This is a genomic window from Klebsiella sp. GB_Kp056 (genome assembly GCF_040064755.1).
Lineage (GTDB): Bacteria > Pseudomonadota > Gammaproteobacteria > Enterobacterales > Enterobacteriaceae > Klebsiella > Klebsiella quasipneumoniae.
In genome coordinates, this window is the sequence record NZ_JBEAJA010000054.1 from 158,681 (window position 1) to 180,201 (window position 21,521).

General features: G+C 59.5%; 21 protein-coding genes. 13 read left to right on the plus strand and 8 right to left on the minus strand.

Annotation, left to right across the window (positions count from 1 at the left end):
* Positions 1–177 precede the first annotated feature (177 nt).
* The 4 genes from gcvT (at position 178) to ABLV52_RS16140 (ending at position 5,510) form a co-directional block, all read left to right on the plus strand.
* Positions 178–1,272, plus strand: coding sequence for a glycine cleavage system aminomethyltransferase GcvT (gcvT, locus tag ABLV52_RS16125; RefSeq protein ID WP_023290980.1), 1,095 nt, complete (start codon positions 178–180; stop codon positions 1,270–1,272).
* A 24-nt stretch (positions 1,273–1,296) separates the two neighbouring features.
* Positions 1,297–1,686, plus strand: coding sequence for a glycine cleavage system protein GcvH (gene gcvH / locus ABLV52_RS16130; protein ID WP_023290979.1), 390 nt, complete (start codon positions 1,297–1,299; stop codon positions 1,684–1,686).
* A gap of 145 nt (positions 1,687–1,831) precedes the next feature.
* Positions 1,832–4,705 carry an aminomethyl-transferring glycine dehydrogenase gene (gene gcvP / locus ABLV52_RS16135; protein WP_348890601.1) on the plus strand — a complete coding sequence of 958 codons (2,874 nt, stop codon included), beginning with the start codon at positions 1,832–1,834 and terminating at the stop codon, positions 4,703–4,705.
* A 61-nt stretch (positions 4,706–4,766) separates the two neighbouring features.
* The gene (locus ABLV52_RS16140; protein ID WP_023290977.1) at positions 4,767–5,510 is read left to right on the plus strand and encodes an SDR family oxidoreductase; all 744 of its coding nucleotides are present in this window, start codon (positions 4,767–4,769) and stop codon (positions 5,508–5,510) included.
* 116 nt (positions 5,511–5,626) lie between these two features.
* On the opposite strand, the gene ABLV52_RS16145 is transcribed toward ABLV52_RS16140, so the two are convergent.
* The 6 genes from ABLV52_RS16145 to ABLV52_RS16170 form a co-directional block, all read right to left on the minus strand.
* Positions 5,627–6,130, minus strand: coding sequence for a protein disulfide oxidoreductase (locus tag ABLV52_RS16145; protein ID WP_032454037.1), 504 nt, complete (start codon positions 6,128–6,130; stop codon positions 5,627–5,629).
* Positions 6,120–6,731 (minus strand): thioredoxin domain-containing protein, encoded by a 612-nt coding sequence (locus tag ABLV52_RS16150; protein ID WP_023290975.1) that lies wholly within the window; start codon positions 6,729–6,731, stop codon positions 6,120–6,122. The genes ABLV52_RS16145 and ABLV52_RS16150 overlap by 11 nt, the downstream gene beginning before the upstream one ends.
* Position 6,732: 1 nt before the next feature.
* Positions 6,733–8,742 carry a protein-disulfide reductase DsbD domain-containing protein gene (locus ABLV52_RS16155; RefSeq protein ID WP_348890602.1) on the minus strand — a complete coding sequence of 670 codons (2,010 nt, stop codon included), beginning with the start codon at positions 8,740–8,742 and terminating at the stop codon, positions 6,733–6,735.
* A gap of 49 nt (positions 8,743–8,791) precedes the next feature.
* Entirely contained in the window at positions 8,792–9,151 is a 360-nt protein-coding gene (locus tag ABLV52_RS16160) for a hypothetical protein (RefSeq protein WP_023290973.1), read from the minus strand.
* Positions 9,152–9,275: 124 nt separating this feature from the next.
* A complete protein-coding gene (gene bglA / locus ABLV52_RS16165; protein WP_086074972.1) occupies positions 9,276–10,709 on the minus strand; it encodes a 6-phospho-beta-glucosidase BglA in 1,434 nt (477 codons plus the stop codon).
* A gap of 118 nt (positions 10,710–10,827) precedes the next feature.
* Entirely contained in the window at positions 10,828–11,556 is a 729-nt protein-coding gene (locus tag ABLV52_RS16170; protein WP_032454033.1) for a MurR/RpiR family transcriptional regulator, read from the minus strand.
* A gap of 50 nt (positions 11,557–11,606) precedes the next feature.
* On the opposite strand from ABLV52_RS16170, the gene yqfB reads away from it, so the two are divergent.
* Positions 11,607–11,918, plus strand: coding sequence for a N(4)-acetylcytidine aminohydrolase (gene yqfB, locus ABLV52_RS16175; RefSeq protein ID WP_023290970.1), 312 nt, complete (start codon positions 11,607–11,609; stop codon positions 11,916–11,918).
* Positions 11,919–12,081: 163 nt separating this feature from the next.
* The gene (locus ABLV52_RS16180; protein WP_065883827.1) at positions 12,082–12,744 is read left to right on the plus strand and encodes a hemolysin III family protein; all 663 of its coding nucleotides are present in this window, start codon (positions 12,082–12,084) and stop codon (positions 12,742–12,744) included.
* A gap of 134 nt (positions 12,745–12,878) precedes the next feature.
* Here the strand turns inward: ABLV52_RS16180 and ygfZ are convergent, their stop codons facing one another.
* Positions 12,879–13,862 (minus strand): tRNA-modifying protein YgfZ, encoded by a 984-nt coding sequence (gene ygfZ / locus ABLV52_RS16185; RefSeq protein ID WP_087848599.1) that lies wholly within the window; start codon positions 13,860–13,862, stop codon positions 12,879–12,881.
* 245 nt (positions 13,863–14,107) lie between these two features.
* Between ygfZ and sdhE the strand changes: the two genes are divergently transcribed.
* Both sdhE and ABLV52_RS16195 read left to right on the plus strand, forming a co-directional pair.
* A complete protein-coding gene (sdhE, locus tag ABLV52_RS16190) occupies positions 14,108–14,374 on the plus strand; it encodes an FAD assembly factor SdhE (RefSeq protein ID WP_002916312.1) in 267 nt (88 codons plus the stop codon).
* Positions 14,355–14,765, plus strand: coding sequence for a protein YgfX (locus tag ABLV52_RS16195; protein WP_023290968.1), 411 nt, complete (start codon positions 14,355–14,357; stop codon positions 14,763–14,765). Before sdhE ends, ABLV52_RS16195 begins: the two co-directional genes overlap by 20 nt.
* 6 nt (positions 14,766–14,771) lie before the next feature.
* Here ABLV52_RS16195 and fldB read toward each other — a convergent pair whose 3' ends face one another.
* Positions 14,772–15,293 (minus strand): flavodoxin FldB, encoded by a 522-nt coding sequence (gene fldB / locus ABLV52_RS16200; protein ID WP_348890603.1) that lies wholly within the window; start codon positions 15,291–15,293, stop codon positions 14,772–14,774.
* A 100-nt stretch (positions 15,294–15,393) separates the two neighbouring features.
* Between fldB and xerD the strand changes: the two genes are divergently transcribed.
* The 5 genes from xerD to lysS all read left to right on the plus strand — a co-directional run bounded on the left by xerD (position 15,394) and on the right by lysS (position 21,476).
* Positions 15,394–16,290: a site-specific tyrosine recombinase XerD gene (gene xerD / locus ABLV52_RS16205; RefSeq protein ID WP_004144729.1), complete on the plus strand. Its 897-nt coding sequence runs from the start codon at positions 15,394–15,396 to the stop codon at positions 16,288–16,290.
* 22 nt (positions 16,291–16,312) lie between these two features.
* Complete coding sequence (dsbC, locus tag ABLV52_RS16210; protein WP_002916301.1) at positions 16,313–17,026, plus strand: bifunctional protein-disulfide isomerase/oxidoreductase DsbC; 714 nt, start codon at positions 16,313–16,315, stop codon at positions 17,024–17,026.
* Positions 17,027–17,031: 5 nt separating this feature from the next.
* Complete coding sequence (gene recJ / locus ABLV52_RS16215) at positions 17,032–18,765, plus strand: single-stranded-DNA-specific exonuclease RecJ (protein ID WP_032454029.1); 1,734 nt, start codon at positions 17,032–17,034, stop codon at positions 18,763–18,765.
* Positions 18,766–18,850: 85 nt separating this feature from the next.
* Positions 18,851–19,949 (plus strand): peptide chain release factor 2 gene (prfB, locus tag ABLV52_RS16220; RefSeq protein WP_348890604.1). Its coding sequence is split into 2 segments (ribosomal slippage): positions 18,851–18,925 and positions 18,927–19,949, totalling 1,098 coding nucleotides; the frame shifts between segments, so codons are not numbered across the junction.
* Between the two features lie 9 nt (positions 19,950–19,958).
* Entirely contained in the window at positions 19,959–21,476 is a 1,518-nt protein-coding gene (lysS, locus tag ABLV52_RS16225; RefSeq protein ID WP_008806422.1) for a lysine--tRNA ligase, read from the plus strand.
* The last annotated feature ends 45 nt before the right edge of the window (positions 21,477–21,521 follow it).

Below are 21,521 nucleotides of genomic sequence, written 5' to 3' on the forward strand. Positions count from 1 at the left end.
GTCATAAGCTAATGTGATGCCCTGAATGAGCTTATGGTTTAGCGCCGGGTTCGGTGGTAAGTTCAGGCAAAAGAGAACGTTTGCGTCGGTGTCCGTCAGCGATGCCGACGCCCCATTTCGTGGCGAAAAATCGCCGACAATCTCGTGGCTGGTTCCGTTTTATTCGATGAGGAAAAGATGGCTCAACAGACTCCGTTGTATGAACAACACACGCTGTGCGGCGCGCGCATGGTGGATTTCCATGGCTGGATGATGCCGCTGCATTACGGATCCCAGATTGATGAGCACCATGCGGTGCGCGGCGACGCAGGCATGTTCGATGTGTCGCATATGACCATCGTTGATTTCCACGGCAGCCGGACCAGAGAGTTCTTGCGCTATTTGCTGGCCAACGACGTGGCGAAGCTCACCACTCCGGGCAAAGCGCTCTACACCGGCATGCTGACCGCCTCCGCCGGCGTCATCGACGACCTGATTGTCTATTTCCTCTCTGAAGATTATTTCCGCCTCGTTGTTAACTCCGCCACCCGCGAAAAAGACCTCGCCTGGATTTCCGAACAAGCTGAACCTTACGGCCTTGAAATCATCGTTCGCGACGATCTGTCGCTGATCGCGGTTCAGGGTCCGCAGGCGAAAGCGAAGGCGGCGACGCTGTTCACCGACGCGCAGCGTCAGGCCGTGGAAGGTATGAAGCCGTTCTTCGGCGTGCAGGCCGGCGAGCTGTTTATCGCCACCACCGGCTATACCGGCGAAGCGGGTTATGAAATCGCCATGCCGAACGAGCAGGCGGCGGATTTCTGGCGCGGTCTGCTGGACGCTGGCGTTAAGCCGTGCGGTCTCGGCGCGCGCGATACCCTGCGCCTGGAGGCCGGGATGAACCTGTATGGCCAGGAGATGGACGAAGGCGTCTCTCCGCTGGCGGCGAATATGGGCTGGACTATTGCCTGGGAACCGGCGGATCGTAACTTTATCGGTCGCGAAGCGCTGGAGATGCAGCGTGAAAAGGGCACCGAACAGCTGGTTGGCCTGGTGATGACCGAGAAAGGCGTCCTGCGCGGCGGCCTGCCGGTACGTTTTACCGATAGCGACGGTACTCAAAAAGAAGGCATTATCACCAGCGGCACCTTCTCGCCGACCCTGGGCTACAGTATCGCGCTGGCTCGCGTGCCGGCCGGGATTGGCGACACCGCGGTGGTGCAAATTCGTAACCGTGAAATGCCGGTAAAAGTGACTAAACCTGGTTTTGTACGCAATGGCAAAGCCATTGTGTGATTTCCCTTTTTTGGAGATGAATTGATGAGCAACGTACCAGCAGAACTGAAATACAGCAAAGAACACGAGTGGCTGCGTAAAGAAGCGGACGGCACCTATACCGTCGGGATCACCGAGCATGCGCAGGAGCTGCTAGGCGATATGGTATTCGTTGATCTGCCGGAAGTGGGCGCCACCGTTGAAGCGGGCGCCGATTGCGCGGTTGCCGAATCCGTGAAGGCGGCTTCCGATATTTATGCCCCGATCAGCGGTGAAATCGTTGCCGTTAACGAAGAGCTGAACGACTCGCCGGAACTGGTCAACAGCGACCCGTACACCGACGGCTGGATCTTCAAAATCAAAGCCAGCGATGAAGCGCAGGTTGCCGCGCTGCTGGATGCGACCGCCTATGAAGCTCTGTTAGAAGACGAATAAATACGTTTCATCCTTCACGCTGCAGGGGCGTTGGCTTCCTGCCGCGCGGACGATTTTGCGTATTCCGGCCCGGTAAGCATCAGCGTTTGCCGGGCAAACCAGTCAGACAATCACGATTCACCGCACGTTTCAGGAACCATCGCTCATGACTCAGACTTTAAGTCAGCTTGAAAACCGCGACGCCTTTATCGAACGTCACATTGGCCCGGACGCTCAGCAGCAGCAAGAGATGCTGAAGACCGTCGGCGCGGATTCGCTTAACGCCCTGATCGGCCAGATTGTGCCGCAGGATATCCAGCTGGCGACCCCACCGCAGGTGGGCGACGCGACAACCGAATTCGCCGCGCTGGCAGAGCTGAAGGCGATCGCCGGTCGCAACAAGCGCTTCAAGTCTTACATCGGCATGGGCTACACCGCCGTGCAACTGCCGCCGGTTATTCAGCGCAACATGCTGGAAAATCCGGGCTGGTATACCGCCTATACCCCTTACCAGCCGGAAGTCTCCCAGGGCCGTCTGGAATCGCTGCTCAACTTCCAGCAGGTTACGCTGGATCTCACCGGGCTGGAAATCGCTTCCGCTTCGCTGCTCGATGAAGCGACCGCCGCCGCCGAAGCGATGGCGATGGCCAAACGCGTCAGCAAACTGAAAAACGCCAACCGTTTCTTCGTCGCCGCCGACGTCCATCCGCAAACCCTGGACGTGGTGCGCACTCGTGCGGAAACCTTCGGTTTCGACGTGATCGTCGATGACGCCGACAAAGTGCTCGATCACCAGGATGTCTTCGGCGTGCTGCTGCAGCAGGTGGGCACCACCGGCGAAATCCACGATTACAGCAAACTGATCGCCGAGCTGAAAGCGCGCAAAGTGATTGTCAGCGTCGCTGCCGACTTTATGGCGCTGGTGCTGCTGACGGCGCCGGGCAAGCAGGGCGCGGATATCGTCTTCGGCTCCGCCCAACGCTTCGGCGTGCCGATGGGCTATGGCGGCCCGCACGCGGCCTTCTTCGCGGCGAAAGATGAATTCAAACGCTCCATGCCGGGCCGGATTATCGGCGTATCGAAAGATGCGGCGGGGAATACCGCGCTGCGCATGGCGATGCAGACTCGCGAACAGCATATCCGCCGCGAGAAAGCGAACTCCAATATTTGTACCTCGCAGGTGCTGCTGGCCAACATCGCCAGCCTGTACGCGGTATTCCACGGCCCGGCGGGTCTGAAACGTATCGCAGGCCGCATTCATCGCCTGACCGACATTCTGGCCGATGGCCTGCAGAAGAAAGGGCTGAAGCTGCGTCATGCCCACTACTTTGACACCCTGTGCGTGGAAGTGGCGGATAAAGCCGCGGTGCTGGCGCGTGCCGAAGCCCTGCAGATTAACCTGCGCAGCGATATTCACGGCGCGGTGGGCATTACGCTCGATGAAGCGACCACCCGCGAAGACGTGCTCAACCTGTTCCGCGCCATCGTCGGCGACGATCATGGTCTGGATATCGATACCCTGGATAAAGACGTGGCGCTGGACAGCCGCTCCATCCCGGCGGCGATGCTGCGCGACGATGCGATCCTCACCCATCCGGTGTTCAACCGCTACCATAGCGAGACCGAGATGATGCGCTACATGCACGCCCTGGAGCGTAAAGATCTGGCGCTGAACCAGGCGATGATCCCGCTGGGCTCCTGCACCATGAAGCTGAACGCCGCGGCGGAGATGATCCCCATCACCTGGCCGGAGTTCGCTGAGCTGCACCCGTTCTGCCCGGTAGAGCAGGCGGAAGGGTATCATCAGATGATCGCTCAGCTCTCCGACTGGCTGGTGAAACTGACCGGCTATGACGCCGTCTGCATGCAGCCGAACTCCGGCGCGCAGGGCGAATATGCTGGCCTGCTGGCGATTCGCCACTACCACGAGAGCCGCAACGAAGGCCATCGCGATATCTGCCTGATCCCAAGCTCCGCGCACGGCACCAACCCGGCTTCCGCGCAGATGGCGGGTATGCAGGTGGTGGTGGTCGCGTGCGACAAAAACGGCAACATCGATCTCGCCGACCTGCGTGAAAAAGCAGAGCAGGCGGGGGCGAATCTCTCCTGCATCATGGTCACCTATCCGTCGACCCACGGCGTATATGAAGAGACCATTCGCGAAGTGTGCGAGATCGTGCACCAGTTCGGCGGCCAGGTTTACCTTGACGGCGCCAACATGAACGCCCAGGTAGGGATCACCTCTCCGGGCTTTATCGGCGCTGACGTTTCGCACCTCAACCTGCATAAAACGTTCTGCATTCCGCACGGCGGCGGCGGCCCGGGTATGGGCCCAATCGGCGTGAAAGCGCACCTGGCGCCGTTCGTACCGGGTCACAGCGTGGTGCAGATTGAAGGGATGCTGACCCGTCAGGGCGCGGTTTCCGCTGCGCCGTTCGGCAGCGCGTCCATCCTGCCGATCAGCTGGATGTATATCCGTATGATGGGCGCGGAAGGGCTGAAGCAGGCGAGCCAGAATGCGATCCTTAACGCCAACTATATCGCTACCCGTCTGAAAGACGCCTACCCGGTGCTCTACACCGGTCGCGATGGTCGCGTGGCGCACGAATGTATTCTCGATATTCGTCCGCTGAAAGAAGAGACCGGCATTAGCGAGCTGGATATCGCCAAGCGCCTGATCGACTTTGGCTTCCATGCGCCGACCATGTCCTTCCCGGTAGCGGGTACGCTGATGGTTGAGCCGACGGAATCGGAAAGCAAGGTGGAGCTGGACCGCTTTATCGACGCGATGCTGGCGATCCGCGCGGAGATCGACCGCGTCAAAGCCGGTGAATGGCCGCTGGAAGACAACCCGCTGGTGAACGCGCCGCATACCCAGGGTGAGATCGTTGGGGAATGGAACCATCCGTACAGCCGCGAGCTGGCGGTATTCCCGGCGGGTCTGCACAACAAATACTGGCCGACGGTGAAACGCCTGGACGACGTGTACGGCGACCGTAATCTGTTCTGCTCCTGCGTGCCGATGAGCGAATATCAGTAACGTGCGGAATTAGCTATACTTTTAAAGGCGCTGCGGCGCCTTTATTTTTTGGGAGAAAAGCATGGGGATAGCACTGATTAGCGGCGCGAGCCGCGGAATAGGCCGGGCGACGGCGCTGCTGCTGGCGCAGGAAGGGTATACTGTCGCGGTCAATTATCATCACAATATTAACGCTGCCACCGAGGTGGTGAATACCATTGTTGCCGCCGGCGGCAAAGCCACGGCGCTGCGGGCGGATATCAGTGATGAAGCGCAGGTGATGGCGATGTTTGAGGCGATTGACCGCATGGGCGAGCCGCTGACGGCGCTGGTCAACAACGCCGGGATCCTCTTTACCCAGTGTACGGTGGAGAGCCTGAGCGCCGAGCGCATTAACCGCGTGCTGGCGACCAACGTGACCGGCTATTTCCTCTGCTGCCGCGAGGCGGTCAAGCGCATGGCGCATCAGCATGGCGGCAAGGGCGGGGCGATAGTTAACGTGTCATCGGCGGCGTCGCGCCTTGGTTCGCCGGGAGAATATGTAGATTACGCCGCATCGAAAGGGGCGGTGGATACCCTGACCACCGGGCTGGCGCTGGAGGTGGCGGCGCAGGGGATCCGGGTAAATGGCGTGCGTCCTGGGCTGATTTATACCGAGATGCACGCCTCCGGCGGCGAACCGGGGCGCGTGGATCGGGTGAAGCATTCGCTGCCAATGCGGCGCGGCGGTCAGCCGGAAGAGGTCGCTCAGGCCATTGCCTGGCTGCTGAGCGACAAAGCGTCCTATGTGACGGGCAGTTTCCTCGAACTGGCGGGCGGGAAATAACCCGCTGATGTCAATTGCCCGGCGGCGCTGCGTTTGCCGGGCATGGGGGTAAGGCGAACGGTAGACCGGGTAAGGCGTAGCCGCCACCCGGCATAAAGCCCGGTAAAGTGGCTGGCCTACCAGGAGGCCAGCCACAGCCGTAGACGCATTCCCCAGCCGCTGGTCCAGCCGGTGGTGACCGACTTCACCTCGCCTCGATAAATCACCACCAGCGTTGGCGTCACCCGAATGTCCCACTGCCGCGCCAGCTGGCCGCTCGGGTCATTCACCGTCGGCAGCGCCAGTTTCTTTCTGGCAAGCCACGTCTCCAGCGCGGCGTTATCACCGGATCGCAGGGCCACGGTCAGTACATTGCCGCCATCGGCGGCAAGCGATGCCACCGACGGCGTGGTGTAGCGACAGACCCCGCACCAGGTGGCCCAGACGTACAGCAGCAGCGGCTTTTGCTGGCTCATGGCGTTCAGATCCACCGCCCTGCCGTCGAGGGTGTGCAGCGATGTGGCGCTGACGTTTTGCGGCAGCGCGGGCTGGCGAAAATAATCCACCGCCAGGCCCACCGCCGCGCCAATCAGCAGCCACACCGCCAGCTCACGCAGCCAGCGCCTGAGCTTACTGGCCACGGGCTTTCGCCAGCTGCTCTTTCACCAGCCCCTCCAGTTCGTCAGCAGGGATCGCCCCGGCCACCATCTGATCGCCGATGATGGTCGCCGGCGTGCCCTGAATATTCAGCACCTGCGACAAAATCAGATTCATCTTCAGCGAATCCATGGTCTTGTCATCGAGACTGACGCTGTCGGTGGCGGTTTTCTTCTGCGCCGCGGCGATGCTGGCGTCATCGTGATAGCCTTTTTTCGCCATCAGCCGCTGATGCAGCGCCCAGAACTTATCGGGCTGCTGGCGCCAGGTAGAGAGCGCCGCTTTGGCGGCATTGACCGAACTTTGCCCCTTGAACGGCAGCAGCTTCACGATCAGCTGGATGTCCGGGTTATCGTGGACGATTTTTTCCAGCATCGGATCAAACTGTTTACAGTAAGGACAGTTGTAATCGGTAAACGAGACGATCGTCAGCTTCGGCGCTTTGGCGCCGGTGCGCGGGCTGTTCGGATCGTTAAACAGCAGCTGCGCCAGCTGGTCATTACCGTTTGCTGGTGGTTCTTCCGCCGGGGCGGCGAAGCTGAAGGCGGATACGCACAGCAGCAATAAGGCGGTGATAGCTCTCATGTTAGTTTCCTTTGGCGGCGGACAGGGTGGCGAGGAGGTGGTCGCGATCTAACAGCGCAGGCAGGATCTCTCCCTGCGGCAATCCCGGTCCGTAAATCTGGTTAAACGGCACCGCGGCGCTGCCGCGGTCGGTTAAAAACTGACTAATCGTGGCGGAGGGGCGGCTCCAGTCGCCGCGCAGGGCGACCACGTCCGGCGCTAACAGCGCCTGCTGGACGTCATCGCGCAGCAGCACGTTGTATTTATTGGCTTTACAGGTCACGCACCAGTCGGCGGTGACATCAATAAACACCCGCTTATGTTCCGCCAGGGCGCTGGCGATAGCCTGCTCGCTGAGCGGCTGCCAGTTAACCCGGTCGCGGCGCGGGCCCTCGCCGTCAGGCCGGGAGACAAAGGCGACGGCGCCGGCCACCACGATGGCCAGAGCCCCTGCGCGCAGCGCTGTCCGCCAGCGGTAGCGCCAGGCGGTGGCCAGCAGCAGGGCTACGGTCATTATCACCAGCAGGGTAAGCACCGGGGTACGGCCGATGTGGATCGTCAGCAGGCTGACCAGCCATAGCGCCGAGCCCAGCATCATCACCCCCAGCGCCACCCGCAGATGATTCATCCAGCGGCCTGGACGCGGAAGGCGTTGCGCCAGCCCCGGCCAGGCGACGATCAGCAGCCACGGCAGGCTCATGCCGACCCCCATGGCGAAGAAAATCCCCCACAGCAGCGGCAGCGGCGCCACCAGCGCCACCGACACGGCGGTGCCAAGGAACGGCGCGGTGCAGGGCGTCGCCAGCAGGGTGGCGAAGGCGCCCTGCCAGAAATGGCCCATTAAGCCGTTGCCGCCTCGGGTGGCGAGGAAGGTGCTGGCGGTGGAGGAGAGGCGGATTTCGAACAGCCCCAGCAGACTGGCGCTGAACAGGACCATCACCAGCGCCATGGCGCCGATAAACCACGGGTTCTGGAACTGGATCCCCCAGCCGAGCGCCTGATTACCCAGGCGTAGCGCGGTCATCATCAGCGCCAGCGCCAGGAACGAGACGACGATCCCGCACGCCGAGGCGAGGAACTGTCGGCGCACCGCGCCGCGTTCGCGATGTTCGGTTTGCACCAGCGAGCCGAGCTTCATCGCCAGCACCGGCAGGACGCAGGGCATCACATTGAGGATAAGCCCCCCGGCCAGCGCCATCAGCAGCACCCAGCCTAACGCCGCTCCCGGCGCGGCGCTGCCTGCGCGGATAGCGAGCTGGCTTTCCTGCGCCTGGCCGCTATCCGCCAGCACCAGCGACAACGTTTTACCGCGTAGATCCGGCGCCGCTTCGCCCCAGCTGTCGGTGACCGGCACGCTGGCGGTCAGCGTATCGCCGCGGGTGGTAAAGCTCGGCTTGCCGAAATCGACATCCTCCATGCTGTCGATAAACAGCGCTGGCTGCTGCCAGCCGGCATCACGGCGGGCGGTCACCGTCAGTTTGCCGCTGACGTAGCTGGCGCTCAGCTGCGAAGTCAGGCCATCGCGCAGCGGCAGCGTGCCCATCGCACGGGTGTAATCGTAGGCAAAACCCTCCCCTGGCGGGGCCGTCATATCCAGCGAAAAGGGATAGTCAGTGAGAATGCAGACATTGCTGCAGGTGGATAATGTCAGTACGCCGCTGAGCGTCGGCGGTATCTTCCCGCGCAGGGTCATCGGGAAGCTGACGTCGCCGTGATACCCCTGAGTGGAAATGCCCGCAACGTCGAAACGCTGCGGCGTCGGCCAGCGCCAGTCAACCGCCAGCGGCGTGCCCCAGGCGATAGCCGGTGCGATGCCGCCTTCCCCTGGCGAGCGCCAGTAGGTTTTCCAGCCCTTTTCCAGCGCCACGTCTAAAAGCAGGCGGGTATCGCCATTGCTCTCGGTTTGCGCCCGCAGGCGCACGCTGGCGTGTTGATTATCGGCGGCGCGTAGCCAGCCGCTGTCGGCGGCCTGGCTGACGGGCAGCCATAGCCAAAGCAGGCAGACCAGTAGTCGCCTGAATAACATAGACATAAATTTGCTCCATAAATGATAAATTAACCTGAACTGTCAGGAAAATCAGTCACTCACGGAAGACGCATAATCGCAGATGCACCCGCAATCGGGGCGGGGAGATAACGCGGGGAGGCCACTGGCGTTCGATACGCGGCGGGATCGCCGCCAGCACCGCCAGCAGCAGGGTGATAGCCAACAGCGCCCCTTCGAACAGCATCGGCGGGACGGCCATCAGCGACTTGGCGCTGAGCTCGCACGGCGTGACCGGCGCATCGGCCTTATCCTGGGTTTGCTGTAGCGACGGGCTGTCGGCAGCGAGGTTCATGACCAGCGCGTGCATCCCGGCCATTCGCTGGGCGGTGCAGACCAGCACCACCAGACAGGCCAGGAGGACAAAAAGAATGGCTTTGCGTTGTCGCTTAATCATGAGCGCCTCAAATATTCACGAGGCCTATCTTATCGGGCGAACGCGTTTTGGCAATGGTAAAGCTGTAAAGAAGTGTCTGGCGGATAAGCGATTTGCCCTCCCCCGGCCGGGAGAGGGCAGTCAATTACAGATTCTCACCGTTGCTGGCGATGACCTCTTTGTACCAGTTGAAGCTCTTCTTGCGCGAGCGGGACATATCGCCGGTGCCGTCGTCGTGTTTGTTGACGTAGATGAAGCCGTAGCGTTTGCTGTACTGGCCGGTGGTGAAGGAGACGCAGTCGATGCAGCCCCACGGGGTATAGCCCATCAGATCGACGCCGTCGTAGGTGACGGCTTTCATCATCTCTTCGACGTGGGCGCGCAGGTAGTCAATGCGGTAGTCATCGTTGATGCTGCCGTCGGCTTCGACTTTGTCGTAGGCGCCAAAGCCGTTCTCGACGATAAACAGCGGCTTCTGGTAGCGCTCATACAATTCACACAGGGAATAGCGCAGACCGACCGGGTCAATCTGCCAGCCCCAGTCTGAGGCTTTGACGTGCGGATTCGGCACGCTGCCTTCGAAGCCGGAAATGGCGTCGCCGGTGCCGCCTTCGGCTTTCACCGCGTTGGTCATGTAGTAGCTGAAGCCAAGATAAGCGCAGGTGCCTTCGCGCAGGATCTCCGCGTCGCCATCTTCCATCTTGATGTTGAAACCGCGGCGCTCCCACTCATTCAGCACATAGCTCGGATAGTAACCGCGCAGCTGAACGTCGGTAAAGACGTAGCGCTCGCGCATCGACTCCTGAGCAAACATCACATCTTCCGGTTTGCAGGAGTAAGGGTAGAGGGCGACCATCGCCAGCATGCAGCCGACCTGCATGTCCGGGTTAATACCACGCGCCGCTTTCACCGCCAGCGCGCTGGCGACGAACTGATGGTGCAGCACCTGGTACATGGTCTCTTCCGGGTTGTCATGCTCGGTATAAACCACCCCGGAGCAGCAGTAGCCGAACAGCGGCGCGCGCCAGTTACGCTGGTTATTGATCTCGTTGAAGGTCATCCAGTATTTCACTTTGTGCTTATAGCGCTCGAAGACCACTTCGGCGAAGCGCACAAAGAAATCGACCACTTTACGGTTGGTCCAGCCGCCGTACTGCTGCACCAGGTGCAGGGGCATCTCGAAGTGGGAGAGGGTGATCACCGGCTCGATGTTGTACTTCAGCAGCTCGTCGAACATGTCGTCGTAGAACTTCAGCCCCTCTTCATTCGGCTGGGTCTCGTCGCCCTGCGGGAAGATGCGGGTCCAGGCGATGGAGGTACGGAAGCATTTGAAGCCCATCTCGGCGAACAGTTTGATGTCTTCTTTGTAGCGGCCGTAGAAATCCACCGCTTCGTGGTTGGGGTAATATTTGCCGGCTTCAACCTGGTGGGTGATTTCACGCGGCACGCCGTGCGCCCCGCCGGTCAGCACGTCGCAGATGCTCGGGCCTTTGCCGCCCTGATCCCAGCCGCCTTCAACCTGATGCGCGGCAACCGCGCCGCCCCATAAAAAATCTTTCGGAAGGGTTAATTTTTTCATCCTGGCTAATCTCTCTAATAACTATTGCTCTCGAGTCTAGCAAAGTGAAATTGAATGTCACGATATAACAAATTACGCCAAACGTAATATGTTACATCGAAAAAACAGGTTGTTATTTTTAGCTGATTTTGCGCGCTAATTTACGTCCGAGCGTTTCGAGAATATAGATCACAGGAATTTGCGTCGTAATATCGTAGACACCGCCAATGCGCGTCTGCGGCACGTGCCAGGAGAGATTGAAATCGGCCAGTTTGGCCAGCCGCGAGTGTTCGTGACTGGTAATGGACATCACCTTGCAGCGGTGCAGGCTGAACTGGCTGGCGAAGCGCAGGATCTCTTCCGTCTCGCCGGAGACGGAAAGCACGATCGCCAGCGCGTTACGGGCCATATCGTTAGTCACCGGAAAATAGGGGTCATCAATATGATTACTAAATTTCCCGACGTTGGAGAAGAAGCGGGCGCCATATTTCGCCAGCGCGCCCGAGGTGCCTGCGCCGACGAAAATAATACGTTCGGAGGCGAGAATAATATCGACGGCCTGCTCGAGTAATTCATCGAACTCGTCATTATTAACGCTTTTAAAAAAGCTCATGATTTCGCTGGCGCCGATATTTGCCTGTTGAGGCTCGTTCTGCTCAAGATATAATTTAAAGCGCACGCGAAATTCAGAGTAGCCCTCGCACTGCAGTTTGCGGCAGAAGCGCAACACGGTGGTGGTGGAGACGCCGGCGGCTTCGGCCAGTTCGCGGATGGTCATGTACATCACTTTGTCACGATTCTTAATGACGTAGTGGTAGACCATCATCTCAAGATTATTGAGACTGGCGACAGCGGCGTGGGAGAACATACTCACAGTGGCGAACTCACAATTCATAATGACCAGGACGGAATTATATCATGCAGGCTAATGACATTACCTTTTTTCAGCGCTTTCAGGAGGACATCCTCGCCGGGCGCAAAACGATCACCATTCGCGATGCGGCGGAGTCGCACTTTAAGCCCGGCGATGTGCTGCGCGTCGGGCGCTATGAAGACGACGGCTATTTTTGCACCATCGCCGTAACCGCGACCTCGACGGTGACTCTCGACACGCTGACCGACCAGCATGCTCAACAGGAGAATATGACCCTCGGGCAGCTGCGTCAGGTCATCAGCGACATCTATCCTGGGGAGAACCAGTTTTATGTCATTGAATTCAAAACGCTTTAAGGTAAGCAGGAACAGCTGTGAGTTGAAATAAAATTGTAACTTTATGATTTTAATGTATTTACAAATATACATCGTTTTATTTTAGCTAACAGGTGTTCACTGGAATCATTCTCAGTTACCCTAAGTGGGCAATGAAAGCGTTCTTGTTTTCACGGAGTCAAATATGGTGCGCAAACCATTAATCACTCAGGGATATTCTCTGGCAGAGGAAGTTGCCAACAGCATCAGTCACGGGATCGGGCTGGTGTTCGGTATCGTCGGCCTCGTGCTCTTGCTGGTGCAGGCGGTGGACACTAACGCCAGCGCGACGGCGATCACCAGCTACAGTCTGTACGGCGGCAGCATGATTATGCTGTTTCTCGCCTCCACGCTCTATCACGCGATCCCGCATCAGCGGGCGAAACAGTGGCTGAAAAAGTTCGACCACTGCGCCATCTACTTGTTAATCGCCGGGACCTATACGCCGTTTTTGCTGGTAGGGTTGAACTCGCCGCTGGCGAAGGGGCTGATGATCGTCATCTGGAGCCTGGCGCTGCTGGGGATCCTGTTTAAGCTGACCATCGCGCACCGCTTTAAAATCCTGTCGCTGGTGACCTATCTGACCATGGGCTGGCTGTCGCTTATCGTGGTCTATCAGCTGGCGGTAAAGCTGGCGGTGGGCGGCGTGACGCTGCTGGCGGTCGGCGGGGTGGTGTACTCGCTCGGGGTCATCTTCTACGTCTGCAAACGCATTCCCTATAACCACGCTATCTGGCATGGCTTCGTGCTCGGCGGCAGCGTGTGTCACTTCCTGGCGATCTATCTCTACGTCGGTCAACACGGATAAAAAAAGAGCCCCGTAAGGGGCTCCTTGCTGCATATCCTGACCACGTCCACGCTTATCGTGGCGACGAAATTCTGCGGCCTGGTCGCCCGACTCAGCCGCTTGCGCCGCCAGCCGGCAACTGCCGAGGGATGAGGTTAAGCTTCTTCCAGCGAATAGGGCAGCGGTTCGATGCGCAGGCTGCCGGCATCGTCGCGCACGCGGAACACGCTGTCCGGCTCCATATCGTTATTCATCACCACCTGCACCAGCAGCTGGCCATCATCCAGCTGAACCGCCGCAAGCACCGTACCGGTGCGGCGCCAGTTTTCGCCCATCTTCAGCTCCAGATCTTCTCCGGCCTCCGGCACCCGGCTGGCGGTACCTGACAGCGTCCACAGCGCGCGCTTATTGGCGCCGCGGAATTTCGCCCTGGCGACCATTTCCTGGCCGGTATAGCAGCCTTTTTTGAAGCTGATACCGCCCAGCGCCTGCAGGTTGGTGGCCTGCGGAATGAACTGCCCGCTGTTGGCGCTGTCGATAACCGGCAGACCGGCTTCAATATTCAGCGCCAGCCACTGCTGGCTGTTGTTGAGCTGCGCTTCGCCGCGCAGCGCGTCGGTGACGCGATTGGCGGTGTCGACATCGGTCACCAGCAGGAAGCGTTCGCCCGGGTGTTCAAACCACAGCAGGCTGGTGGCGCCTTCGCTAACCACCGGCGTCGCGGCGTCGGGCAGGGCGGCGAACAGCGGCGCCAGCGCGGCGCGCGCCTGGAAGCCGGCCACCCCCAGCAGAACCAGATCGTCGTTGGCGGCGATGGTGACTTTGGAGAAGACGGCATATTTTTTCAGCTCGGTCAGCTGCGCGTCGCGCAGGCTGCGGCGTTCAATCCACGCGAAGCCGCCGTCGCGGCGGAATACGCGCAGGTTGCTCCACATCTTGCCTTTGGCGTCACAGTGGGCGGCAAGCAGATGCTGGGCATCGGTGAGACTGCTCACATCGGCGGTAATCTGCCCCTGCAGATATTTTTCGCTGTCCGGTCCGCTAATTGTCGCCAGCGCCCAGTCATCCAGGGTCATCAGCGTTAACGGCAGACGAGCGGAAGAGGAAGGCTGACGCGGAGGAAAAGGTGTAAAAGCCATAGTCATATCCTGAATCGCTTAACGCAGTGTGTGTGACCAATGGTAAAAGAGCTATAGTGCATTGCAAGCGCTTTCAACAGGCCATTTGTGCGCTGACGTTTGGCGACGGCCTGACGCGCGAAAACAATAAGCCCATCATTATTTTATGGTTTTTATGGAAGGATGCTCGCATTCAGCGATATTCCTGTAAAGTTACGGCAGAAAACGGGTTAAACTAACCTATATTTTGCTGCTGGAAGGTCAACATGGACATTAACAATAAAGCACGTATCCACTGGGCATGCCGCCGCGGGATGCGCGAACTCGACATCTCCATCATGCCGTTCTTTGAGTATGAGTACGATACCCTCAGCGACGCTGACAAACAGCTGTTCATTCGCCTGCTGGAAAATGACGATCCGGATCTGTTCAACTGGCTGATGAACCACGGCAAACCGGCCGATGCGGAGCTGCAGCGGATGGTAACCTTAATTCAGACACGGAATCGGGAACGTGGTCCTGTGGCAATCTGATCTCCGTATCTCCTGGCGCGCGCAGTGGTTTTCCCTGCTGCTCCACGGCGTTGTGGCGGCGCTGGTGCTGCTGGTTCCCTGGCCGTTAAGCTACACCCCGATCTGGCTGCTGCTGCTGTCGCTGGTGGTCTTTGACTGTGTGCGCAGCCAGCGACGGATCCATGCCCGTCGCGGGGAGATAAAACTGCTCACCGATTCCCGGCTGCGCTGGCAAAACGCCGAATGGGAGATCCTCGGGACGCCGTGGGTCATCAACAGCGGTATGTTGCTGCGTTTGCGCCATGTCGATACCCGACGCGGTCAGCATCTGTGGCTGGCGGCGGACAGCATGGATCCCGGAGAGTGGCGGGATCTGCGCCGGCTGGTGCTGCAAAAACCGGCGCAGGAGTAAGCGGCGTCAGGAGAAGTGTTCGGCCATTTCGCCGAGGATCTGCTCGCTCCAGCTCTGGATGCGCTCGTCGCTCAGGTCGTACTGGTTGGTTTCATCCAGCGCCAGGCCAACGAACAGTTGGCCATCAGCGATCACCGGTTTCGGGCTGGTGAACTCATAGCCTTCGGTTGGCCAGTAGCCGACAAACTTCACGCCTTTGGTCGCCAGCTTGTCATGCAGCATGCCCAGCGCGTCAAGGAACCATTCGCCATAGCCCAGCTGATCGCCCATGCCGTACAGCGCGACGATTTTGCCCTCCAGGTCCAGGGTGTCCAGCTGGTCCCAAACCGCTTCCCAGTCTTCCTGAATTTCGCCGAAATCCCAGGTCGGGATGCCGAGGATCAGTACATCGTACTGGCTCATCAGGGCGGGGGAGTCATCTTTCAGATTGTGCAACGTCACCAGCTCAGGGCCGATGATATCGCGGATTTTCTCCGCGGCCATTTCGGTGTAGCAGGTACTGGAGCCGTAAAACAGACCTATATTCATCGCGTAAACATCTCGATTCTTGCTGTGAATGGCGGGCAGTGTACCAGAAAGGCGTCCTCTTAAGGCATAATGAGAGCGTTTAACGAACAAAGAGGCCGATGTGAAACAGGATCTGGCACTAATCGAACAGTTTCTCGATGCCCTTTGGCTGGAGCGCAATCTGGCGGAGAATACGCTCAGCGCCTACCGTCGCGATTTGACGATGCTCGTGGAGTGGCTGCACCATCGCGGCCTGTCGCTGGCAAGCGTCGGCAGCGACGACCTGCAGGCGCTGCTGGCCGAGCGGCAGTCCGGCGGCTATAAAGCCACCAGCACCGCGCGCCTGCTGAGCGCCGTGCGTCGTTTCTTCCAGCATCTGTACCGGGAAAAAATTCGCCCGGACGACCCCAGCGCGCTGCTGGCCTCGCCGAAGCTGCCGCAGCGGCTGCCGAAGGATCTCAGTGAGGCGCAGGTTGAGCGTCTGCTGCAGGCCCCGCTGGTGGAGCAGCCGCTGGAGTTGCGCGACAAAGCGATGCTGGAGGTGCTGTATGCCACCGGCCTGCGCGTCTCGGAGCTGGTGGGGCTGACGATGAGCGACATCAGCCTGCGACAGGGCGTGCTGCGGGTGGTGGGCAAAGGCAACAAAGAGCGGCTGGTGCCGCTGGGGGAAGAGGCGGTACTGTGGGTGGAAAATTACCTCGAGTATGGTCGCCCCTGGCTGCTGAACGGCGTGGCGTCGGATGTCTTATTTCCCAGCCAGCGCGCCCAGCAGATGACGCGTCAGACCTTCTGGCACCGGATTAAACACTATGCCGTGCTGGCGGGGATCGACAGCGAAAAGCTCTCCCCGCACGTGTTGCGCCATGCGTTCGCCACGCATTTGCTCAATCATGGCGCCGACCTGCGCGTGGTGCAGATGCTGTTAGGACACAGCGATCTCTCCACCACGCAGATCTACACCCACGTGGCGACCGAGCGTCTGCGACAACTTCATCAACAGCACCACCCGCGGGCGTGAGTGCTGAACAAAAGGACTGAGTATGAAAAAAGGTTTATTGATGTTCACCCTGCTGGCGGCTTCCCTTTCCGGGGCGGCGCATGCCGATAGCGCGGCAATTAAACAGTCGCTGGCGAAGCTGGGTGTGCAGAGCACCGATATTCAACCGTCGCCGGTTTCCGGGATGAGCACGGTGCTGACCGACAGCGGCGTACTGTATGTCACCGACGACGGCAAGCACATCATCCAGGGGCCGATGTACGACGTGAGCGGCGCGCAGCCGGTCAATGTCACTAACCAGCTGCTGCTGGGTAAACTGAACGCGCTGAGCAACGAAATGATTGTCTACAAAGCGCCGAAGGAGCAGCACGTCATTACCGTCTTCACCGACATCACCTGCGGTTATTGCCACAAGCTGCATGAGCAGATGAGCGACTACAACGCGCTGGGGATCACCGTGCGCTATCTCGCCTTCCCGCGCCAGGGACTGCAGAGCCAGGCGGAGCAGGACATGAAGGCCATCTGGTGCGCGAAAGATCGCAACAAAGCGCTGGATGACGCTATGAACGGCAAGGGCGTGCAGCCGGCGAGCTGCAGCGTGGATATCGCTAAACACTACACCCTTGGCGTGCAGATGGGCGTCAACGGTACCCCGGCGATGGTCCTCAGTAACGGCATGGTGCTGCCGGGCTATCAGGGGCCGAAAGAGCTGAAGGCGTTCCTCGACGAGCATAAAAAACAGACAAGCGGTAACTGATTCGCGTGAAACAACAGATACAACTACGCCGCCGCGAGGCGGTTGACGGCGTCGATTTACCCGCCGATCTGCCGCCGCTGCTGCAGCGGCTGTATGCCAGCCGCGGGGTGCGCAGCGCCCAGGAGCTGGAGCGCAGCGTCAAAGGCATGCTGCCGTGGACGCAGCTCACCGGCGTTGAAAAAGCGGTCGGGATGCTGCACGACGCTTTCCAGAAAGGGTTGCACATTGTCGTAGTCGGCGATTTTGACGCCGACGGCGCCACCAGCACCGCGCTCAGCGTGCTGGCCCTGCGCGCGCTGGGCTACGGCAACGTCTCCTACCTGGTGCCGAACCGTTTTGAAGACGGCTACGGCTTGAGCCCGGAAGTGGTCGATCAGGCCCACGCCCGCGGCGCGCAGATGATCATGACCGTCGACAACGGGATCTCGTCCCATGCCGGCGTCGATCATGCCCATGCGCTGGGGATCCCGGTGCTGGTAACCGATCACCACCTGCCGGGGGAGACGCTACCGGCGGCGGAGGCCATCGTTAACCCTAACCTGCGCGATTGCGACTTTCCGTCGAAATCGCTGGCCGGGGTCGGGGTGGCGTTCTATCTGATGCTGGCGCTGCGCACCTTTCTGCGTGATAACGGCTGGTTCGATGCCCGCGGCATCGCCGCGCCGAACCTTGCCGAGCTGCTGGATCTGGTGGCGCTTGGCACCGTTGCCGACGTCGTGCCGCTGGATGCTAACAATCGTATTCTCACCTGGCAGGGGTTAAGCCGCATTCGCGCTGGCAAATGTCGGCCCGGCATTAAGGCGCTGCTGGAGATTGCCAACCGCGATCCGCAAAAGCTGGCGGCCAGCGACCTCGGTTTTGCCCTCGGGCCGCGCCTGAACGCGGCGGGGCGGCTGGACGACATGTCGGTCGGCGTCGCGCTGCTGCTATGCGATAACATTGGCGAAGCGCGCGTGTTAGCCAATGAGCTTGACGCGCTCAACCAGACGCGCAAAGAGATCGAGCAGGGGATGCAGGCGGAAGCGCTAACGCTCTGTCAGCAGCTGGAACGCAGTAGCGATACCCTGCCCGGCGGGCTGGCGATGTACCATCCGCAGTGGCACCAGGGGGTGGTCGGCATCCTCGCCTCGCGAATTAAAGAACGTTTCCACCGGCCGGTGATCGCCTTTGCGCCCACCGGCGACGGTACGCTGAAAGGCTCCGGCCGCTCCATACAGGGGCTGCATATGCGCGATGCGCTGGAGCGTCTCGATACGCTCTATCCGGGGCTGATCCTGAAGTTCGGCGGCCACGCGATGGCGGCAGGATTATCGCTGGAAGAGGCGCGCTTTGAGGAGTTTCAGCAGCGCTTTGGCGAGCTGGTGACCGAGTGGCTGGATCCCGCGCTGTTACAGGGCGAGGTCGTTTCCGACGGGCCGCTGGCGGCGGCGGAAATGAGCATGGAAGTGGCGCAGATGCTGCGCGACGCCGGGCCGTGGGGACAGATGTTCCCGGAACCGCTGTTTGACGGCCGTTTCCGCCTGCTGCAGCAGCGGCTGGTGGGCGAGCGTCACCTGAAGGTGATGGTCGAGCCGGTTGACGGCGGCCCGCTGCTGGACGGTATCGCCTTCAACGTGGATACTTCCATCTGGCCCGACAACGGCGTGCGTGAAGTCCAGTTAGCCTACAAGCTCGACATCAATGAGTTCCGCGGCAACCGCAGCCTGCAGCTGATCATCGATCACCTCTGGCCAAATTGACAACAGTGTATGAATAAGGGCGCGAATCCGGTAGAATTCCGCTCTTATCACCGCATTTTGACAAATCCATTAAAAGAAACCGACCATGTTTGAAATAAATCCGGTAAAAAACCGCATTCAGGACCTCACGGAGCGCTCCGACGTTCTTAGGGGGTATCTTTGACTACGATGCCAAGAAAGAGCGTCTCGAAGAAGTAAACGCCGAGCTGGAACAGCCGGACGTCTGGAATGAACCTGAACGCGCTCAGGCGCTGGGTAAAGAGCGTTCTTCCCTGGAAGCCATCGTAGATACCCTGGATCAGATGTCCCAGGGGCTGGAAGACGTTGCCGGCCTGCTGGATCTGGCCGTGGAAGCGGACGACGAAGAGACCTTCAACGAAGCCGTCGCCGAGCTGGATATGCTGGAAGAGAAGCTGGCGCAGCTTGAGTTCCGCCGCATGTTCTCCGGCGAATACGACAACGCCGATTGCTACCTCGATATTCAGGCAGGCTCCGGCGGCACCGAAGCCCAGGACTGGGCCAGCATGCTGATGCGCATGTACCTGCGCTGGGCGGAAGCGCGCGGCTTTAAGACCGAGATCATCGAAGAGTCCGAAGGTGAAGTCGCGGGCATTAAATCCGTGACCATCAAGATCATTGGCGATTACGCTTACGGCTGGCTGCGTACCGAAACCGGCGTTCATCGTCTGGTGCGTAAGAGTCCGTTCGATTCCGGCGGCCGTCGTCATACATCCTTTAGCTCTGCGTTCGTTTACCCGGAAGTTGAAGACGATATCGATATCGAAATTAACCCGGCCGACCTGCGCATCGATGTTTACCGCGCCTCCGGCGCCGGTGGGCAGCACGTTAACCGTACAGAATCCGCGGTGCGTATTACCCACATCCCGACCGGGTTGGTGACGCAGTGCCAGAACGACCGTTCGCAGCACAAGAACAAAGACCAGGCCATGAAGCAGATGAAAGCGAAGCTTTATGAGCTGGAGATGCAGAAGAAAAATGCCGAGAAGCAGGCGATGGAAGACAACAAGTCCGATATCGGCTGGGGCAGCCAGATCCGCTCTTACGTGCTGGATGACTCGCGTATTAAAGATCTGCGTACCGGGGTGGAAACCCGCAACACTCAGGCGGTGCTCGACGGCAGCCTGGACCAATTTATCGAAGCAAGTTTGAAAGCAGGGTTATGAGGAACCAACATGTCTGAACAACAAGCACAGGGCGCTGACGCGGCAATTGACCTTAATAATGAACTGAAAACCCGTCGCGAGAAGCTGGCTGCGCTGCGTGAGCAGGGCGTCGCTTTCCCGAACGATTTCCGTCGTGACCATACCTCTGACCAACTGCACGCTGACTTCGATGCCAAAGAAAACGAAGAGCTTGAAGCGCTGAATGTTGAAGTGGCCGTGGCTGGCCGCATGATGACCCGCCGTATCATGGGTAAAGCGTCCTTCGTCACCCTGCAGGACGTTGGCGGCCGCATCCAGCTGTACGTAGCGCGAGATGACCTGGCGGAAGGCGTTTACAACGACCAGTTCAAAAAATGGGATCTCGGCGACATCATCGCCGCCCGCGGTAAGCTGTTCAAGACCAAAACCGGTGAGCTGTCTATCCACTGCACCGAGCTGCGTCTGCTGACCAAAGCCCTGCGCCCGTTACCGGACAAGTTCCATGGCCTGCAGGATCAGGAAGCGCGCTATCGTCAGCGTTACCTCGACCTGATCTCCAACGATGAATCGCGCAACACCTTTAAAGTGCGTTCGCAGATCCTGGCGGGTATCCGTCAGTTCATGGTTGGCCGCGGCTTTATGGAAGTGGAAACCCCGATGATGCAGGTGATCCCGGGCGGCGCCTCCGCGCGTCCGTTCATCACCCATCATAACGCGCTGGATCTGGACATGTACCTGCGCATCGCGCCGGAACTGTACCTCAAGCGCCTGGTCGTGGGCGGTTTCGAACGCGTCTTCGAGATCAACCGTAACTTCCGTAACGAAGGGATCTCCGTTCGTCATAACCCAGAGTTCACCATGATGGAACTCTACATGGCCTATGCGGACTATAAGGATCTGATCGAGCTGACCGAATCCCTGTTCCGCACCCTGGCGCAGGACATTCTCGGCAACACCGAAGTGCCTTACGGCGACCAGGTGTTCGACTTCGGCAAGCCGTTTGAAAAACTGACCATGCGCGAAGCGATCAAGAAATACCGTCCGGAAACCGAGATGGCGGATCTGGATAACTTCGATTCCGCGAAAGCGATTGCTGAATCTATCGGCATCAAAGTGGAGAAGAGCTGGGGTCTGGGCCGTATCGTGACCGAGATCTTCGAAGAAGTGGCGGAAGCGCACCTGATCCAGCCGACCTTCATCACCGAATACCCGGCGGAAGTTTCTCCGCTGGCGCGCCGTAACGACGTCAACCCGGAAATCACCGACCGCTTTGAATTCTTCATCGGCGGCCGTGAGATCGGTAACGGCTTTAGCGAGCTGAACGACGCCGAAGACCAGGCGCAGCGCTTCCAGGACCAGGTTGATGCGAAAGCCGCGGGCGATGACGAAGCGATGTTCTACGATGAAGACTACGTGACCGCGCTGGAGCACGGCCTGCCGCCGACCGCCGGTCTGGGTATTGGTATCGACCGCATGGTGATGCTGTTCACCAACAGCCATACCATCCGCGACGTGATCCTGTTCCCGGCAATGCGTCCGCAGAAATAATCGCGTCTTGTGAAATGCAAAAACCCGGCTTGCCGGGTTTTTTTA

What these genes read in the sequence shown, in the direction of transcription:
- gcvT (WP_023290980.1), top strand. Translation starts at nt 178, where the DNA reads ATGGCTCAACAGACTCCGTTGTATGAACAACACACGCTGTGCGGCGCG.
- gcvH (WP_023290979.1), top strand. Translation starts at nt 1,297, where the DNA reads ATGAGCAACGTACCAGCAGAACTGAAATACAGCAAAGAACACGAGTGG.
- gcvP (WP_348890601.1), top strand. Translation starts at nt 1,832, where the DNA reads ATGACTCAGACTTTAAGTCAGCTTGAAAACCGCGACGCCTTTATCGAA.
- ABLV52_RS16140 (WP_023290977.1), top strand. Translation starts at nt 4,767, where the DNA reads ATGGGGATAGCACTGATTAGCGGCGCGAGCCGCGGAATAGGCCGGGCG.
- ABLV52_RS16150 (WP_023290975.1), bottom strand. Translation starts at nt 6,731, where the DNA reads ATGAGAGCTATCACCGCCTTATTGCTGCTGTGCGTATCCGCCTTCAGC.
- ABLV52_RS16155 (WP_348890602.1), bottom strand. Translation starts at nt 8,742, where the DNA reads ATGTCTATGTTATTCAGGCGACTACTGGTCTGCCTGCTTTGGCTATGG.
- ABLV52_RS16160 (WP_023290973.1), bottom strand. Translation starts at nt 9,151, where the DNA reads ATGATTAAGCGACAACGCAAAGCCATTCTTTTTGTCCTCCTGGCCTGT.
- bglA (WP_086074972.1), bottom strand. Translation starts at nt 10,709, where the DNA reads ATGAAAAAATTAACCCTTCCGAAAGATTTTTTATGGGGCGGCGCGGTT.
- ABLV52_RS16170 (WP_032454033.1), bottom strand. Translation starts at nt 11,556, where the DNA reads ATGTTCTCCCACGCCGCTGTCGCCAGTCTCAATAATCTTGAGATGATG.
- yqfB (WP_023290970.1), top strand. Translation starts at nt 11,607, where the DNA reads ATGCAGGCTAATGACATTACCTTTTTTCAGCGCTTTCAGGAGGACATC.
- ABLV52_RS16180 (WP_065883827.1), top strand. Translation starts at nt 12,082, where the DNA reads ATGGTGCGCAAACCATTAATCACTCAGGGATATTCTCTGGCAGAGGAA.
- ygfZ (WP_087848599.1), bottom strand. Translation starts at nt 13,862, where the DNA reads ATGGCTTTTACACCTTTTCCTCCGCGTCAGCCTTCCTCTTCCGCTCGT.
- sdhE (WP_002916312.1), top strand. Translation starts at nt 14,108, where the DNA reads ATGGACATTAACAATAAAGCACGTATCCACTGGGCATGCCGCCGCGGG.
- fldB (WP_348890603.1), bottom strand. Translation starts at nt 15,293, where the DNA reads ATGAATATAGGTCTGTTTTACGGCTCCAGTACCTGCTACACCGAAATG.
- dsbC (WP_002916301.1), top strand. Translation starts at nt 16,313, where the DNA reads ATGAAAAAAGGTTTATTGATGTTCACCCTGCTGGCGGCTTCCCTTTCC.
- lysS (WP_008806422.1), top strand. Translation starts at nt 19,959, where the DNA reads ATGTCTGAACAACAAGCACAGGGCGCTGACGCGGCAATTGACCTTAAT.